The following is a 15,920-nucleotide window of genomic DNA, read 5'->3' as shown; positions in this document are numbered from 1 at the left end:
GCAAAGCGGAGGACACCTTACGACGACACTGGCGCGCCAAAGCGACCCGCGCTAAATCTGCCAACACCGCGCCGCAATGGACGCGCCACGCGCCGCCTCGAAGGCGGTGCCAAGCTGACCACGGTGCGCGACAACCTGTGGCACACCCCGTTGGCCACGACCTCGATGTACCTGAACACCGACAATGTCCGACGGGCCAAGCAGGTGTTTGATCGGTTTGCTGCCCCGCGTTCGTAGCCTACCTTCCTGTCGCCCACACCCACCGCACCACCCATGCCGCCAATCACCTGCGAGACCTGCCGTCAGCCCGCGTCTGCCCACGATGTCGTGAACTACGGGGCGATGGAGGGTGGCTACCGGCAGCTCTGCGGCCGATGCTTCAACGAGGCCGCCGCCAGTCGCCTCTGTCTGCAAGGGTTCGAGCACGTGGCCTTCGAACCTGTGCGCATGGTCGACGGGCGTGGCATTGAGCACGAGTTCCGGTTTCGAACCCGGCTGTTCGGGCCCGGCGTAGCGATCGACGCGTTTGAGCTGCGAGATAGCAGCCCAGCCGGGTATCAGTTTCAGGTGATCGGCGAGCCAGACGATGACCCTTTGGAGTTACTGGGCAAGTTGATTGGCAAGATGCGCCGGGCCTTGGCTCTCACACATCTGGATGACGCCGACCACGGGCCGCAGGTGAATGATCGCCTAAGGCAACGCTGATTAAGTCTCCAGGTGCGTCTGAGCCGCGTTGCGAATCAAGGACTTGCGAGCGCCATGCCCGAATTTCGGGTACTTGTTCAGCGTTGCCCTAATCCTGCGTGGCACCATCGGTAGTGATCCCGACGACGATCAGCGTGTGCCGATGGTCGTCATCGATGGTCGGGAGATATCCTGGGACGAACTCGGCCGTATGGTGTCGGCTTTCGAGGGCTGGCAGTTCAAACTGGAGTTTCGCGACCTGAGCGAAGAGATCTGACGAGGCCGAACAAGGGGTGCCACAGCGTGCCGCCCTCATAGGCCCAGTCAGCATCCCGAAGGCCCTGCCGTCGAAGCCGCCCGAACTTACTGGCCTGACGACGGGCGATCTCTTCTGAATGGAGTGCGCATGCAACTCGATCTGAGCAGCGCGGACAGCCTCTTCGCCTGGTGGCGAGTCTGGCCGGAACGGCACGACAGCTACCTGGACTACAAGCTCAGCGTGAGTCCGGAGTTCGCGCCGGCCATTCATGCGGCGCGGCGACAGATCGCGGCGAGCTCCGGGTTACTGGCGTTGCGGGAGCGCTCGGTCGAGCACGGTACAGCCAGGCAGCACGTGCCGCGCGGTAGGACGGCCAGATGCCGGCCCATGAGCTGAGGTTTCGCGAGTTTGCGATGGCCTGAGCGCGTTGCGCCGAGGGCGAGATGCCAACAGGGCAGTTGCCGTAGGTCTGATTGACGACGCGGTATTGGGCTTGACGACGTGTGCTGTCGAGCCCATTTTAAGGGGGCGTCGCATGGTCCGGCGTATGTGGCCGGACCATGGCATCTTTGCAGGGACTGGCGAGGACCGTGTTCAGACTTCAGGGTCTGCTGCCGCCATGGCGCGCGGCTTGCGCGATGCGGCCGACTTGGCAACTGCGCGCTTCTTGACTATGGCCTTGGGGAGCGGCGTTGTCTTCGGCTTGGCGCGGGTCTTTGTTGCTTTGGTCTTCGCGGGCGTAGCGCTTGCGGTGTTGCTGATCAGGAAGTCCTCCAGCGCCTTGCCGGCAGCCAGGGCCTGACGGATCCACTCGGGGCGTTTTCCCATGCCGCCCCAGGTGTTGCCGGTGCCGTCGGCGTACTTGGGCGGCTTTGCGGCTTTGGCGGGTTCGGTGCCGGCCCTTGTGCGGCCCGGCTTGGGAACACCCACTGACCCGAACAATTGCTCTGCAGTCAAGCCGTACTTGGCGATGTCTTTACGGATGCGCGTGACGACTTCTGATTGGATGTTCGCCGCTTCCTTTTGCAGGCGTTCGATCTGGGACAGGATGCTCGAGAGAGACTTGGTCATTCAATGGGCTCCGGATTCGTGATCACGTGTATTGCGCCTCGGCGCAGTCATAGGGCGAGACAATACCTCAAGGTCGACCGAATCGGTCGGTATTGCCGAGTTACGCAATCCTGCTCAGAAGGCTACCGGTCTGAACTAAGACGTAGACCGAGAAATGCGGTCGCGAGTCCGTGCCAAGTGGCGGTTTAGATGTTCTTCGTACTCCGCGGCGGATTGGAAGAGCATTTGAATCTGCTTGATGGTGGTTTGGATGTAAACGAGATCGCCGACATCAAGGACATCGCGCTCTGCCGTTATCCGGGTGTGGAGCTGCTCCATCACTGACTGTGCAGCACTGAGGGTCTCGATCACTTGCATGGGGGTCTTGGTCATGATTCACTCCGGTGATCGTCGAAAAGCTGGGAAACCAACCGACATTTCAGGAGGCGGACATGCCATCACAGCGCAAGCGCAGGTCGACCATCGCCAAGCAACGCATCACGCAACGTAGCAAGCCCTTCGACCAAGAGCTTCTTTCGTGGGACGAGATGAGGCCGGTTGGTCGGGAGTTTGGCAGTCCTGACTTCGAGCGGCTGATGGCTGAAGACGCACGCGCTGGTGTCGGAGTATTCGATCCGGCCTTGAAGTTGCTGTTTCCGAAGACCCGGCGCGCCGGCGTGCTGGCAACTGGTGACAACGACACCAAGAGTCCGCCCAGGCAGGATCGGCAGAAGAACGCGCATGGAGACTGAGCCAGTCAATTCGCCCGCAGCCCCTGCAGGAGTCTAGGGTCACTCACTCCGGCTGGCCGCGCCTACGCTCGGAGCGAGACGCCGCAGCGCGGAAGCACGAAGCCAGGGCAGCCCACGGCGCCTACCACATTGCCCAACCCGTCCTGAAGCTAGCTTGAAAACTACGGCGGGCGGAGGCCACAACCGTCGTTTGGGGCGCCCTAGTTTTCATCGGTCCATGATAGGGATGGCGCACTCGACATGCCAGCGGGCCATCGGTGCCTGCTGCCCTTGACGCCGGGTGAAAAGGTCCACGCCGCCCCCTAATCAGCCGACGCTGCTTGCATTTATGCATAATTGATGCATGCCGGTCGAGCAAGCAAGCATCACCATCGCGCGCGCCGCCGAACAGGCCAGGCGTATAGGGCTCGGTCAGTCCTCAATAGCTGAAGCGCTGGGAGCAAGCCAGTCACAAGTGAGCCGGGTTCTCTCCGGTCGCACATCAGCACGATCGAGGCTCGCCAGGGACATATGCACTTATGTACTTGGAGCCACATCCAGGGACGCGCGCGCCGCCGTTCAAGCGAACGAAGACTTGCAAGACGCGCTCGCGGAGGTCTGGGACGGAACGCCAGCTCATGCACGTGCGCTCGCCGTCGTTATCCGCAGCCTGGCCTTGCTGACGCCTTCCAGGAACGAAGAGGAACAGACGCCATGAACCTTTCCTTCCCTGAACCGCAACCGGATGAGCTTCTCGACGGTTGGCTCGGTCGATGCAGCGTTATGCATAGCTGCACAAGCATTGCCAACTTGATTGCCGGCCTGCGCATGGTGACGGGCCTTCCGGTGCCTGCGACAGTTCTGGACGTGATCGCCGCGAGCCTAGGCCTAACGCCGCAGGAGGTGTTGTTTCGCCATACGACGCTCCCAGCGCAGCGGGCTTTCTCAGCCCGGGCTGTGGGCATCGAGAAACAATCCACCGAGAAGCTGTCGTCCTCTGGCGTCACACGTCGATCTGATGTCGAAGCGCTGGCGTGCCCTCATTGCGCTCAAGAGGACGCGGCGCGCGGTGGACTAAGCTACTGGCGCCGCATGCACCATTTGCCCGGCGTGGACTGGTGCCCCGTCCATCAAGAAGCGTTGGTGAGGTTTACACCCACCGCATTCGAGAAGCGTCCATCCGACGTGCTCGCGCAGACGGCCGGCGAAAGGTGTGCAGTGCCTGCGGCTATCGACGGTTCGAGCGCGTTGGGTAGATACGCCGAGCTGATGGTCCGCTGGCTCCAGCGAAGCTCGGTGTACAGCTGCACTGCGCTCAACCGAGTCGTGTACGAAGGTTGTCGGGCAATGGGGCTGCGATGCTCTCAGGTTGGGAAGCGCCTTCTTGTCAGCGATTTGGTCAAACAACGCCTTCCCACCGAGTGGCTGGCGCTCTACTGGCCAGACGTTCTGTCCAAAGCTCCTGCGGCTTACCTTCCGCGCCTAGATGGGCCGAGCAGAGACAAGCACGTAGGGTATCCAGGAGCGACATGTGCGCTGGTGCTGGCTGCTCTATTCGAGTCCGTCGACGACATTCAGCGCCAGCTGGAAGTGGCCGACGCTCAAGTCCGGGCCGACCATGCGCGCCACACCGACACGGCGCTCTTTGCGGCCCGACAGGACTTTGTCAGGGGATCAAGCCTGGCCGCGGCATGCAACGCCCACGGAGTTGCCGTCGAACAACTTGAGCGCTGGCTGCGCGATGCGGCCAAGCTTTGGACATCGACTACAGATCCACTTCCCAAAGCGATGGCGACTCAACCAGGTGCGAGTCTCCAAGCAGCATGAGCCGCAAAACTTTCATCGTCAGCGGCCAACACTCCGGCTCCCGCAGGACCTTCCTCAATCCTGGGGCGCTGATCGCCCAATCTGACGCGCGCAGAGATGCTCCGAGCGCGAAGGATTTCGAAGCGGAGAAAGCCGCGCCGAGGCCTCGGGCGTAGCGCTCGTCGGCGCGCCGCTGGCGAAGTACCGCGCCATTTCCGGATCGTGCACCGCTGAACCGTTGCGACTGCTGCTGCAACCAGACACGGTCATTGCGATACAGCCATGCGAACGCCGCAGGCTCCGCTCGACGGGCTGCCGCACGCCCCAGCATGGCAGCGGCGGCCGCCACTTCCAGCCAGGCGCGACGCGCTTGCGCGCGAGCTGCCTCATGGCGAACCTCGTGCCAACGCACTTGCAGTCCCGGAACGCTTCTGAGGATTCTGGTCACGGTCACCTCGGCCACTCCAATCTGCCGAGCTACATCTGCCTTGGCCCGACCGTCGGAGAGCATCGCAATGGCCGACAGCCAGTGAGCCTCAACCAACTTCTTGGGCCGCCTGGCCGGCTGAAGCCCGGCCTTTGCAGACCAAGCAGCAACAGTTGTTGGGTGAACATCCAGCCGATGGGCAACTGAGGTCAGCGATTCCTTTCCGTCCAGCAATGCCAGGACCGCTGCTGCCGCCCGGTCATCCTCATCGGCAAACGAGACCGCCTGCGTCGAACTCGTCTTGCCGACGATAGGCGCGGGGTTGTCATAGGCCTCAACAAACTCATCGAGGCAGTCAAACCCCATGCAGATCCACGCCACGTATCGAAGCGGGTGGGTCAACGCTCGACCAGACAAAATGCAACCGAGCTGAGACCGCGCAACGAGCGCGTCCATCTGCAGGGCAAATGGAGGTAGATGATTCAGAGCAGCTGCGTGACGGCGAAGGTCCGGATCCAGAGCAAGCCACGAGACCCTGCCTGATGGCCACAGCACCTCCCGGCGACGCAGCCCGCTGTGAAACGCCCGTGCAATGCTCCGAGAGCTGGCAAGCCTTCCAGCTGGCAGCCCGCAGAGGCCAAGACCTACGACAGCCATGCGACGGCCGATGTCGCGGTGGCTGTCAGCCGCTTCAGCAGATGCCCATGGCCTTAGGCCAGCGCCCCCTGGAAGTGCCCATTGAAACCGTGCACGCTGGTCGAGCTTGAGTGGTGAGACCAGCAGCGGGTCGCCATGGTCTACGCAGTACCAGGATGATGGCAACTGGTGCGCGCGTCGCCAGTAGGCGACACCGAACTGGCGCCGATCTGAAGTCATGCACGCTGGGCAAGCTTTGAGCGGGTGAGCAGCGCCCAGGCCGCTCGTCAGCATGCCGAGTTGGTATTTCAGGTGGCCTACCCGCCCTTCGATCAGCTGTGCCGTAGCGAGCTCCAAGAGGTCTCGCCCACGGAACGGTGCATAAAAGGCCAGTAGCGTTCTCTCATGGACGATCTGCTCGGCCGGACCCAGACCATCCGCGCGCTGGGCAAGGGCTCCGATGGCATCAGGAAAGTCGTGCGCCACTCCTCGACGGCGGCCGCCGAACAGCTGCAAGCATGTGGCCGAAGCAAGCCCATTGACCGCCAGGTGGTGATAGCGGCTGCACCAACTGAACAAGGTTTCATCTGGCAGCCACGGAATACGCGCCCCGAGCGATGCTTGCGTTGGAATCAAGGCGGCTCCTCGGTCGATCCATCGGCGCGCCCCGGTTCCTTCGCTCCTTTGCGCTTAGGCTGCGTGATAAGCATCTCGCCAGCCAGCAGCGCTTGTGCGGTCAGGGACTGGCGGGCGGGCAGTTTGGTGACAGTCGCGGGTTTGCGTCCAGTGCTCGAAGCTTGGTCTGCTCCCTCTCGAAGTTCAACAAGGACGCGGCGCTCGTCCACCGTCAGCGCGCTCTCCATCGCATATTCAGCCGCCGGTGTCGGTCGCCTCGCGACGGATGGTGAGACAACTGCCGCAGCGCCACCGGCAGACCGAGCCAGGTCAGGGAACGGGCACGCCAGGTCTCGCCGACGGTCACGATCTCGAGAGTTCACACCGATGGACTGCAGCGTCTCGATATCGATGCGCTGGCTGCAATAGGCACCGGACTGAAATGCGCGGCGAACGTCCGCCATCGACACCCGGCGCTGAACTGCCGTTGGCCACGCCGTCCTGCACGCCTCAAGCAGCAGGAAGCCCAGCAGCCGGTACAAGCCTCCTGTCAGCTGGTGTAGTTCGTCGCTATCCCGTTCCGGTGCGATGTCAAAGAGGTCAGGCGCGACCCCGACGTACTCCGCGACGACATCTCTCCAGCACGGATCCTCACGTCGCGGCGCGTCGAGATGCAAGAGGTTCGCTAGCAGGCGGTCCTTGTCCTCCTGGGGACGCAGCAAGAGCTTGTGACCGAGGGAATAGTTGAAGCAGTAGATGACATAAGGCCCCAATTCGTTTAGCTCGACCAGTAGATTGGCGATCAGCGTGGTCGCGCTTTCGCTGCGTGTCATCGACTGCAGCTCGTCGACAGGCATCAGCAAAGCTCCCTGAGCGAAGAGCCTTTCGCGCAGATGGCGCACGAGATCGTCGGGACTGATGTTGGTCCGGTTGGCCACAAACACGGGGCTGGCCAGTTGGCGCAGGATCGGCTGGCTTGATCGCTGTGCAGTCATCGTGAGATGGACGATAGGGCTTGAAGGAACCTGCACGCTTGGCGCAAGACAGAACCCCTCCGGAGGCTTGAGAGCGCGCGCGAGCGCACGCTGCAACGACGTCTTTCCAACGCCAGCGAGGCCAGTGAGCCCCCATATCTCTTGCTCCTGAAGGGTGACCGGCGTCCGCGCGTAGACGGCTTCCTCATAGGCCCGCATGCACGGCAGGCGCTCCATCGCATTCCGCTTGGCCCGGTCGACAAGTTTCCGCAGAACGCTGAGGTGCTGAGCACCGGGTAGATAAACCTGCTTCCAAGCTTTCCTGAGTTCGTCACATGCGATCGTTGCGGACTTGCCGTGCAGGCCAACGAGTTGGGCAGGTCGCTGCGTGACTCGGGCCAGCAGGTCGGCGTCGGTTTCCAGGCCGACGAACCAGGACGCCCAAGGCGGCTCAACAGCGAGTTGGACACTCATCGCTTTCCTCCACCCGCGCGCAGGATGGGTGCAACTTGTCGCGCCTCTTCCAGCGACGCGTTGCCGCTGCGTTTGGCCCTTCCCAGCTGAGGTGCAACCGGCTCGTATTGGGTTCCCGTCTGCGCTTCGAACCGCTCCGCCACGTCTGCCTTGGCCGCCTCTCGATGGATCGCAAGGGCAGCTCGCTCCCGGCTTCGCAGTTCCGCCAGTTGCTCAAGCTCCTCGATCGAGAGGAAAAGCTCTCCATCGGCCGTCGGGATGCCGAAGGTGGCGTCGATCATGAGAAGGCCGTCCGGCGTATCCAGGAAGATGTGCCGCACGCACATCGGAAAGGCGTAGCCCTGAGCCACGCGGTCGCCTTTCGCCAAGATCTGGCTGTCATGCAACGCCTTAGACCAGTAGCGAAAGCCCAGGAAGTACACGGCGCCGTCTTCCACGGTCAGATCGATCTTCTTTAGGTAGGCGCGAATTGCCTGCTCACGCGGGATTCGGTAAGCCATCGTTCGGCCCAGCCGCGTCAGGTAGTTCCAGAAGCCGATCGGTGTTGCCAATACTCCAGCAGCCAAAGCTTCTGGCCCCAGCCGCGAGATGACGTCCGTGGTCTTGTTGGAATCGATGACCCGCCAGATTTCGCGAGTGGCAAGTTGGCACAGCGTCTGCCGGGTGATCGTGACCCGAGGCGCGCCTTCAAGCTTTACCCCTTTCGGATGCCGCGTTTCCACGTTGGCCTTGGACTGACCGGAGTGCGCAGGCGCAAGCTCCCTGATGATTGGCATGAGCGCTATCTCGACGGTATCTCCGCCGGCGGTTGCGCCCGGACCGCGGTCGGTGACGTCATGCAATGGCAAGCCGGCGGTTGGCCAGTCGTCCTCGGTGATCTTGATGCCGAAGAGGCTGCAGAACCAGACCTTGTCGACCGCCATGCAGAACTTGGCCATGCGGTAGGCCTCAGCGGTCTCCCCCTTCAACGAGAAGCCGATGCCGACGATCACGCCGGAGGCGATGCAGATGATTCGCACCACACACAGCCGGGGGAGATGGCTGCCTTCAAGGTAGCCCTGAGACACGTCCTCTACGAAGTAGGCATCGGACTGCAGCGTCTCCATGGCATACGCGACGGCGTCAGTGAACCTGCCGCGCGGTTCGGCGATTCTCGACCTGACACGTTCTCGACCGTACTTCAGAAGTTGGCGGGTTTCCAGGTCGAATGCCTGGCCGACGCGATACTGAAATTGCCCAGCCGTCGGAAATGGAAGTCCACTTGGGTGAATGAATGTCATGCGGCCGTCGACTCCGGTGACAGGCCTGCAGCCGAAGAACTTGACCAGCGTCTGTCGATAAATCGACCGCATGGAAGTACGCGGCGTCGCGAACTCCGCATAGCCCTCGCGGCATTTGCGCTGCAGTTCGTCATCGCATGAGCTGTAGCCGTGCCAGGCACCAAGCTTGGACGCTCGACCGAACTTCTTGTCATGGGTTGCGCGGTCCCATCTGCCAATGGACTCGATGTTGTAGTGCAGCGCTAGTCTTTCCCGTCCAAACGCGATGTAGGCGAAGAAGGCCAGTCGGAATCGGGACGCGTTTTGGACGGGCGAGCAAGCGCGGGCCAACTTGTTCAACGCCGCCGCCGGGTCTTCAGCCTCGAAGATCTCCCGCACCCGTTCGATCGCGGGCCAGAGGTGCGCGAGCTGTCCGTCGATCCGTTCTGTGTGGGGCCGACGCTGGTCGCGAGCATTGCGGTCATGCTCCATCAGCTCGGCCGTCGTGATGTTGCCGAGCCAGTGAGGCAATTCGCGCTGCAAAGGGCTTGAAGTGATCAATCCACTTTTTACCGCCTCCTCGAATCGGTCGCGCCGAAGGAAGGTTTGCACCGCCCTCGGCCTGCCAGGCGCCGTTCGCGGAGGTTCTTCTAAACAATCCTCGGCAGGCGCGTTGAAGGTTACGAGGACCACTCGGTTGCGACCGACATCGTTGAACATCAGGTGATACGTGATGCCCGCCAACAAGCATTCAAAGCCATGTGGGGCGTGGAGCTGTTCTGTGAGTTGCACGATCAAACCTCCCTGCTGAACAGGTGGGAGTAACGCGTCAACACCGGGTTGCGCTCCGCATTGAGCGGCCGATCTACCAGGATCAGCTCGTCGATGAGTTCCACCTTCACGCGCCGTTCCCAGAGCATGCAGAAGAAGGCATGGCGAACGTCCTGATAGTCGCAACTATGGCGATGGGTGACGCCAAGCAGAGCAGCTTGTGGCGGCTCGCCACCGATGCCGGCGCGTATCCGGTCTTCGAGCTCCCGCTGGATGCCATGCTCAAGCAAGCGCATCGGGCGTTGATGCAAGAAGAGAAGGCGGAGGTTGTGGTCAAGCTTCTGAGGCACCGTATCCGCGACAACTCGAACCGTCCGGATGCCCCCATCGAGGTAGAGCTGTTCCTCGATTGCGTGCCTGGCGCGCGCAGCGCTCGCGTCAGCTACAGCATTGCGCACGCGGCTGCGCAGGTTGACCGAACGGCCGAAATCCTCGTCAGCATGCTTGATGGTCCAGTTGACGGCGTACGGGCCGCGCTCGTCGGCGAGAAAGAGCAGCAGGTCGCCAAACATTGGCGTCGGGACCAGCTTCGTCTCCTGGACGTCGGCGTCGTGGTGCCGGATCCAGCCGTGAACCCTTAGGAGATCGAGCCGTTCGGCAACGATGACCGTGCCTGGCAGCGGTGAAAGCTCCATGCCGACAGCTCGCGGATGGCCGACCAACGGATGTTGCCGCTCAGTCACGGGCAGCATCCTCTGTTCCTGCAGCTCAAACAGCTGGGGATGAAACAGCGCCAGCCGGACTGCCGCCTGCTCGGTCGCCGAGAGCGCATGAACGTAGCGCTGCAGCTTCTGGGACCACATCTGCGCGGCTCGCGAGATGTTGGGGGCCTCTTCCCGTGTGGCCAGGATGCCAGGCTGGTAGCTCGCGCCCCATGCCGGCGGATCTTGGCGACGGTAGATCTGTTGCAGTCGGGCGAATGTCATCCGCCTCAGGGCCATAAGGTGTCCTTTCGCGCGGGCTCGCCGCGATGCTCGTGAATAGACGAGGGACACCCTTGACCCGCGCTGAAGGGGCGGGTACATTTTTTTCCACACCTGGAAATTTGAGGGTTCCCCTCGATACGTCTCAGAAGGCCGCAAGCGTTCCACCGCCTGCGGCTTTCGCGTTTTTGGGCTTCAGGGTTTCATCGACGCCTCCGTGCTGTTTGTTGCATCGACGGTTGCAGAGTGCACGCTGTCCTCGACGGCTTTGAGCCCTAGCGCCACAGCGATGCGATGGGATTCGCCGCGGCGTGCCCGCAGCCGGCCGTTCAACACCCCGTAGACCAGGTGCACGTCGAAGCCATGCTCACGGGCCCAATCAGTGACTGTCTTGCCCTGGCTGTAGAAGCGGCGCCGAACCGCGTCAAGAGCGAGCGGGTCTGGTTGCAAGGCAGTCGAGTTGATCAAGTTTGATACCAAACACTCAAATGACGCCGACGAGGGGGCTGCGCGATGCTAGGACGCTTGGTACAACCTGAACATCTGCAACGTTCGTAGGGCGAGCCTGGCCGGCCGCTGCTGCAAGTGATTGATACAGCGTTGGTTTCTCTGTCTCACGACACTTTCGCGTTGAAAAGCGGACCACTTTCGCGTCGAGACCTCGTCGATTTTTTTTCGACGATCGCCTGGTCGTGGGAAGTAGCTATCCAGGCGAACGTCAAACCATTAGCGGATCTGATCAACTGGTGCCTGGCGGACGATCCACGAGCGTCTGAGAGGTGGGAGGTCGTGCGCAGGCAGTGGTCCGAACGTTTCAGGGGCCAGCGCTCACCTAGCCTCGAGCTGGTTGCCGAAATGGAGGCCAGGGGCCCCGGCAGTTCCGCAACCTGGTCACTTGCTCTTTGGCCCGCACTGCGGGCTGACGCGCCGCTCTCGTGGGTCATAGAAGAGGTTCAGAAACGGTTGCCCGTCGCCAAGTCGCGCGCGTTCGTTCAGCTTCTACGACCTGCTGGATCAGCTCTGCCCGACTGTCCTCGGGCCTATCGCACGCCGGTGCTCAGCATGGCGCTGTCAGCCAGCTTGGACGACCTCGCTTGCCTGCTGGTAATGCTCCGAACGAGCATCGATCAAAGATGCGAACGGATGGCGCGACTGTTCGCCGAGCATGTCTTTCTTGTTCTCCTTGTCCAGGCACCGTGGCTTATGGATCACGGGCTTCTCGTACCTCTGGCGGAGTACGTCGATCGACACTTTTTCCAGAAGGTAGAACTGCCCTACGTCTGCTGGCTCAGCGAAGCTCAATACAGGGTCGCCGTCGGATCGATCGCGCAAGAACTTGAAGCGGCGCACCCAGTGGACGAGGGTGGCGTCCCACATGACGCTTGGAAGCCATGCGTCCTGCGGTCAGTGTATGCATGGGAGGTCATGAGTGCCATGGATCGCAAGAAGGCCAGGAAGGCTCGCCACTAGTCCGATCGCCCCGGCCTGCGTATTCCGATGCTGTGGTGAGTCTGCTAGTCGCTGCGGTCTATCGGGAGGCTGGCGTTTGGCACGTCACGGGAGATAGCAATCTTCCCGACACCCCGCACCAACCTTCGTCCCGCGTTTCAGCTTTTCGAGTCGAACTAGGACGCAGCTGAACTTGGCCGACAGCGCTGCGGCGGCGCGATGTTGACTCGCTGAGCCGCTGCTGCTGCGGTTCTCGTCGTGCTCATTCCTGCATCTGCCATCCGACCCTTTCCGCAATGTGGAAAGAGCCCGACGGACTTTATTTAGGCCCGACGGTGTGAACGCTGGTCAGGAACCGCGCTTATTCGCTGGTGAGGTGTCGGATTTGATCTTGAGCTGATCGACCGATGAGTTGGAGGGATTGCGCCTGCCCGGCCGCCCTGCCCCTGCAGGGCGGCCGGGCAGGCGCAGCCGATGGCGTGGGCGCAATGCCAACGCGGAGGCTGCGGATCAAGGGGGAGGTTCTGACTTCCGCGGTGCGCCCGTCGTGGTACAGGGCGGCACTCGGGATACAACAGCGCTCATGCCGAAGAAGGTGGGCGCGGCAACGGCCAATCTCGCCGGGAAGCCTGACAACCGTACCGCGCCCTACACCGTGCCGATGAAGGTGGTGCCGCCTCAGTGTGGCATCGCTGGGACGCGTCCGTCCAGCACTGCAACTTCGGTTGAAGACCGGGGTGTGTATGGATGGTCCTGGGCGGCTGTTCCTGTGCGCGCGTTGCCGTGTGCAGGTCGTGCTGTGCAGCCACTGCGATCGTGGCAACCGCTACTGTGGCCGGCAGTGCCGGTGCCTGGCGCGCGACGCAGCCCGGCGCGAGAGCGCGAGCCGATACCAACGGTCTCGGCGGGGCCGGCTTGCCCACGCCGAGCGGTCGCGGCGCTGGCGCCAACGGTGCCGTGAGCGCGGTGAAGGTGGCGATGGTGGCCTCGAGAAGAACGTGACGCACCAGGGTTGCCCGCCCGAGGTGGTTACGGCTCCACTGGCTGTATGGACACAGACCCCTACCTCGGCGCCGGTGCGTGCGGACACGGCGACCATCATCCCCAACGCCGTCCCTATCACCGTGGCGACCAACGCCACCACGCCCTGGCGGTGCCGGCGCTGCGGCAGGCCGCAGCTCGCCTGGGTGCGCCAGGACTTCCTTCGTCGTGGTCCGCGCCCAGTGCGTTCAGGGTGGCGCCATGACCGTAGCCCCTGACCTGGTCGCGCAGATTCTGCGGCTGCATGCCGTGGAGAAGTGGCGCGTGGGCACCATCGCCCGGCAACTGCATGTGCACCGCGACGTCGTGCGCCGCGTGCTCGCGGGCAACTGCGCGCCGGTGCACACCTCTGCGCTGCGTCCCAGCCGCATCGATGCTTACCGGCCCTTCCTCCTGGCCACGCTGACCAAGTTCCCCACGCTCACCGCGGCGCGCCTGCACGCCATGGTCAGCGAGCGCGGCTATGTGGGCAGCACCTCGCACTTCCGAGCCCTTGTCGCCGGGCTGCGTCCGCGTCCAGTGGCCGAGGCCTACCTGCGCCTGCGCACGCTGCCCGGTGAGCAGGCGCAGGTCGATTGGGCCCACCTCGGCCACCTGCAGATCGGTCGCGCCCGGCGCCCGCTGATGGCCTTCGTCATGGTGCTCAGCCACTCGCGCATGATCTTCCTGCGCTTCTTCCTGGACGCCCGCATGGACAGCTTCCTGCGCGGCCATGTCGAGGCCTTCATCGCCTTCAACGGCTGTCCGAGGGTCGCCCTGTACGACAACCTCAAGAGCGCGGTGCTGGAGCGCGTGGATCATGTCAGCGGCAGTTCGATCCGCTTCAACCCCCAACTGCTCGCTCTGGCGGCGCACTACCGCTTCGAACCGCGCCCGGTGGCCGTGGCGCGCGGCAATGAGAAGGGCCGCGTAGAGCGGGCGATACGCTACATCCGCGACAGCTTCTTCGCCGGCCGCTCGTTCACCGACTTGGCTGACCTCAACGCGCAGGCGCGGCTGTGGTGCCTGGGCTTGGCCGCGGACCGGCGTTGGCCCGAGGACGGCGCCTTGAGCGTGCGCCAGGCCTTCGAGGCCGAGGGCCGCAGCTTGATGACGCTGCCCGAGACGGCCTTCGCCCTGGGCGAGCGCGTGGCCGCCAATGTCGGCAAGACGCCCTACGTGCGCTTCGACACCAACGACTACTCGGTGCCGCACACCCATGTGCGGCGCACGCTGACGGTGCTGGCCGACGAGCAGTGGGTGCGCGTGCTCGACGGCGCCACCGAGCTGGCACGTCACCGGCGCTGCTGGGACAGCCACGCGCAGATCGAGGATGACGCCCATCTGCAGCGCCTGGTCGATGCCAAGCGCGCCGGCAGGGCTCACCGCGCCTGCGACCGCTTGGGTGTCGCCGCCCCGGCCAGCGCCGAGTTGCTCAAGCGCGCCGGCGCGCGCGGCGAGAACCTGGGCTCAATCACCGCCGCGCTGATGCGGCTGCTCGAGCGCTGGGGCGCCGCCGCACTGCAGGCGGCCATCACCGAGGCGTTGGCGCGCGACGCAGCCCACCCCAACGCCGTGCGATCAGAGTTGGAGCGCGCCCGCGCGGCCAACGGCGAGCCGCCGCCGGTGGCGCTGGTGCTGCCCGAGCACGTCGCCAAGCGTGACGCACCGGTGCGCACCCACGACTTGCGGTCCTATGACCGCCAGCCGGAGCGTCAGCACGAGCAGGAACCCGACCACCCCCAGGATCCACCGGAGAGCCCCGATGAATGACATCGCCACACCGGCCGCGCTGCGCGAGCAGGCCGCCTCACTTCGCCTGCATGGCCTGATCGAGCACTGGGGCGAGGTGATGGCGCAGCCCGAGCAGGCGCACTGGGTGGCGCAGATGCTGGGCTGGGAGGCCGCCGAGCGCAGCCGGCGCAGCCTGGAGCGCCGCCTGCGCGAGGCCCACATCGGGCGCTTTAAGCCGCTGGCCGACTTCGACTGGACCTGGCCCAAGCAGATCGACCGCGGTGCCGTCGAAGAACTGATGACGTTGGAGTTCGTCAAGGACGCCAGCAACGTCGTCCTGGTCGGCCCCAACGGGGTGGGCAAGTCCATGTGTGCCTGCAACATCGGCTACCAGGCGGTGCTGGCCGGGCACACCGCGCTGTTCACCACCGCCGGGCAGTTGCTGGGCGAACTCGCCGCACTGGACAGCGACTCGGGCTTGCGCCGCAAGCTGCGCCAGTACGCCGCTCCGGACGTGTTGATCATCGACGAGGTCGGCTACCTCTCGTACTCCAACCGCCACGCCGATCTGCTGTTCGAGCTGGTGAGCCGGCGCTACCAGAACAAGAGCACGGTGGTGACGACGAACCGAGCGTTCGCCGACTGGGGCGAGGTCTTCCCCAATGCGGCCTGCGTGGTGTCGTTGATCGACAGGCTCATGCACCGCGCCGAGGTGGTCCGCATCGACGGCGAGTCCTACCGGGCCAAGGAAGCGCAAGAGCGCGAGGCGCAGCGCCTGGCTGCACGCTCGGCCAAGGCCGCGCCAGCACGGTCCCGCAAGGCCGCCGCATGAGCGCGCCACAGTCACGGCCTTCGCCAGCCGCACCGGTCGTACCCACGCACTGGACGCCCGAGCAAGCACTGGCCGTCGCCGAGTGCCTGCAGGCCATGCGCCAGGCCCTATGGGCCGCCTATGGCCCCCAGATGCAGCAGGCCTGGCGCGCACAGCTCCTGCCTGACCCGGCCCCGCCAGAGTTCGATCCCGACGAGCCGTTCTGACCCTCCGAAC

General features: G+C 63.8%; 16 protein-coding genes. 9 read left to right on the top strand and 7 right to left on the bottom strand.

Annotated elements, in window-relative coordinates; all coding sequences use genetic code 11:
- Positions 1-273 precede the first annotated feature (273 nt).
- From LXT13_RS07260 to LXT13_RS07250, 3 genes are all read left to right on the top strand, one after another.
- Positions 274-705, top strand: coding sequence for a DUF7686 domain-containing protein (locus LXT13_RS07260; RefSeq protein ID WP_233371153.1), 432 nt, complete (start codon positions 274-276; stop codon positions 703-705).
- Positions 706-778: 73 nt separating this feature from the next.
- Positions 779-961 (top strand): DUF7713 domain-containing protein, encoded by a 183-nt coding sequence (locus LXT13_RS07255; RefSeq protein WP_233371152.1) that lies wholly within the window; start codon positions 779-781, stop codon positions 959-961.
- A gap of 129 nt (positions 962-1,090) precedes the next feature.
- Complete coding sequence (locus LXT13_RS07250; RefSeq protein ID WP_233371151.1) at positions 1,091-1,339, top strand: hypothetical protein; 249 nt, start codon at positions 1,091-1,093, stop codon at positions 1,337-1,339.
- A gap of 198 nt (positions 1,340-1,537) precedes the next feature.
- On the opposite strand, the gene LXT13_RS07245 is transcribed toward LXT13_RS07250, so the two are convergent.
- Positions 1,538-2,014: an H-NS histone family protein gene (locus tag LXT13_RS07245; protein WP_349254824.1), complete on the bottom strand. Its 477-nt coding sequence runs from the start codon at positions 2,012-2,014 to the stop codon at positions 1,538-1,540.
- A gap of 189 nt (positions 2,015-2,203) precedes the next feature.
- Here LXT13_RS07245 and LXT13_RS28425 point away from each other — a divergent pair, with 189 nt between their 5' ends.
- The 3 genes from LXT13_RS28425 (at position 2,204) to LXT13_RS07235 (ending at position 4,551) form a co-directional block, all read left to right on the top strand.
- Complete coding sequence (locus tag LXT13_RS28425; protein ID WP_255719294.1) at positions 2,204-2,338, top strand: hypothetical protein; 135 nt, start codon at positions 2,204-2,206, stop codon at positions 2,336-2,338.
- Between the two features lie 59 nt (positions 2,339-2,397).
- Positions 2,398-2,745: a hypothetical protein gene (locus LXT13_RS07240; protein WP_233371150.1), complete on the top strand. Its 348-nt coding sequence runs from the start codon at positions 2,398-2,400 to the stop codon at positions 2,743-2,745.
- A 693-nt stretch (positions 2,746-3,438) separates the two neighbouring features.
- Positions 3,439-4,551 carry a TniQ family protein gene (locus LXT13_RS07235; protein WP_233371149.1) on the top strand — a complete coding sequence of 371 codons (1,113 nt, stop codon included), beginning with the start codon at positions 3,439-3,441 and terminating at the stop codon, positions 4,549-4,551.
- Here the strand turns inward: LXT13_RS07235 and LXT13_RS07230 are convergent.
- The 6 genes from LXT13_RS07230 to LXT13_RS07205 form a co-directional block, all read right to left on the bottom strand.
- The gene (locus tag LXT13_RS07230; RefSeq protein ID WP_233371148.1) at positions 4,490-6,229 is read right to left on the bottom strand and encodes a TnsD family Tn7-like transposition protein; all 1,740 of its coding nucleotides are present in this window, start codon (positions 6,227-6,229) and stop codon (positions 4,490-4,492) included. The genes LXT13_RS07235 and LXT13_RS07230 overlap by 62 nt on opposite strands.
- Positions 6,226-7,656: an ATP-binding protein gene (locus LXT13_RS07225; protein WP_233371147.1), complete on the bottom strand. Its 1,431-nt coding sequence runs from the start codon at positions 7,654-7,656 to the stop codon at positions 6,226-6,228. The genes LXT13_RS07230 and LXT13_RS07225 overlap by 4 nt, the downstream gene beginning before the upstream one ends.
- Positions 7,653-9,707 carry a hypothetical protein gene (locus LXT13_RS07220; protein WP_233371146.1) on the bottom strand — a complete coding sequence of 685 codons (2,055 nt, stop codon included), beginning with the start codon at positions 9,705-9,707 and terminating at the stop codon, positions 7,653-7,655. Before LXT13_RS07220 ends, LXT13_RS07225 begins: the two co-directional genes overlap by 4 nt.
- Positions 9,708-9,709: 2 nt before the next feature.
- Complete coding sequence (locus LXT13_RS07215; protein ID WP_233371145.1) at positions 9,710-10,672, bottom strand: PDDEXK family nuclease; 963 nt, start codon at positions 10,670-10,672, stop codon at positions 9,710-9,712.
- 192 nt (positions 10,673-10,864) lie between these two features.
- A complete protein-coding gene (locus tag LXT13_RS07210) occupies positions 10,865-11,137 on the bottom strand; it encodes a DNA-binding protein (RefSeq protein WP_233371144.1) in 273 nt (90 codons plus the stop codon).
- Between the two features lie 603 nt (positions 11,138-11,740).
- Complete coding sequence (locus LXT13_RS07205; protein WP_233371143.1) at positions 11,741-12,046, bottom strand: hypothetical protein; 306 nt, start codon at positions 12,044-12,046, stop codon at positions 11,741-11,743.
- A 1,314-nt stretch (positions 12,047-13,360) separates the two neighbouring features.
- Between LXT13_RS07205 and istA the strand changes: the two genes are divergently transcribed.
- The 3 genes from istA to LXT13_RS07190 are packed head-to-tail and all read left to right on the top strand — an operon-like array spanning position 13,361 to position 15,910.
- Positions 13,361-14,911 (top strand): IS21 family transposase, encoded by a 1,551-nt coding sequence (istA, locus tag LXT13_RS07200; RefSeq protein WP_233371142.1) that lies wholly within the window; start codon positions 13,361-13,363, stop codon positions 14,909-14,911.
- Positions 14,904-15,704 (top strand): IS21-like element helper ATPase IstB, encoded by an 801-nt coding sequence (gene istB, locus LXT13_RS07195; protein ID WP_233371141.1) that lies wholly within the window; start codon positions 14,904-14,906, stop codon positions 15,702-15,704. Before istA ends, istB begins: the two co-directional genes overlap by 8 nt.
- Positions 15,701-15,910: a hypothetical protein gene (locus LXT13_RS07190; protein ID WP_233371140.1), complete on the top strand. Its 210-nt coding sequence runs from the start codon at positions 15,701-15,703 to the stop codon at positions 15,908-15,910. The genes istB and LXT13_RS07190 overlap by 4 nt, the downstream gene beginning before the upstream one ends.
- The last annotated feature ends 10 nt before the right edge of the window (positions 15,911-15,920 follow it).

The sequence above is a fragment of the Pelomonas cellulosilytica genome (assembly GCF_021353265.1).
Classification (GTDB): domain Bacteria; phylum Pseudomonadota; class Gammaproteobacteria; order Burkholderiales; family Burkholderiaceae_C; genus Pelomonas; species Pelomonas cellulosilytica.
The sequence above is the reverse complement of the archived record's forward strand: the minus strand, read 5'-3'. Positions and strand labels throughout refer to the sequence as shown.

Excerpts from the sequence above, each read along its gene's own strand:
- LXT13_RS07205 (WP_233371143.1), bottom strand. The coding sequence starts at position 12,046 with ATGTGGGACGCCACCCTCGTCCACTGGGTGCGCCGCTTCAAGTTCTTG.
- LXT13_RS28425 (WP_255719294.1), top strand. The coding sequence starts at position 2,204 with ATGTTCTTCGTACTCCGCGGCGGATTGGAAGAGCATTTGAATCTGCTT.
- LXT13_RS07250 (WP_233371151.1), top strand. The coding sequence starts at position 1,091 with ATGCAACTCGATCTGAGCAGCGCGGACAGCCTCTTCGCCTGGTGGCGA.
- istB (WP_233371141.1), top strand. The coding sequence starts at position 14,904 with ATGAATGACATCGCCACACCGGCCGCGCTGCGCGAGCAGGCCGCCTCA.
- LXT13_RS07245 (WP_349254824.1), bottom strand. The coding sequence starts at position 2,014 with ATGACCAAGTCTCTCTCGAGCATCCTGTCCCAGATCGAACGCCTGCAA.
- LXT13_RS07235 (WP_233371149.1), top strand. The coding sequence starts at position 3,439 with ATGAACCTTTCCTTCCCTGAACCGCAACCGGATGAGCTTCTCGACGGT.
- LXT13_RS07260 (WP_233371153.1), top strand. The coding sequence starts at position 274 with ATGCCGCCAATCACCTGCGAGACCTGCCGTCAGCCCGCGTCTGCCCAC.
- istA (WP_233371142.1), top strand. The coding sequence starts at position 13,361 with ATGACCGTAGCCCCTGACCTGGTCGCGCAGATTCTGCGGCTGCATGCC.
- LXT13_RS07225 (WP_233371147.1), bottom strand. The coding sequence starts at position 7,656 with ATGAGTGTCCAACTCGCTGTTGAGCCGCCTTGGGCGTCCTGGTTCGTC.
- LXT13_RS07190 (WP_233371140.1), top strand. The coding sequence starts at position 15,701 with ATGAGCGCGCCACAGTCACGGCCTTCGCCAGCCGCACCGGTCGTACCC.
- LXT13_RS07215 (WP_233371145.1), bottom strand. The coding sequence starts at position 10,672 with ATGACATTCGCCCGACTGCAACAGATCTACCGTCGCCAAGATCCGCCG.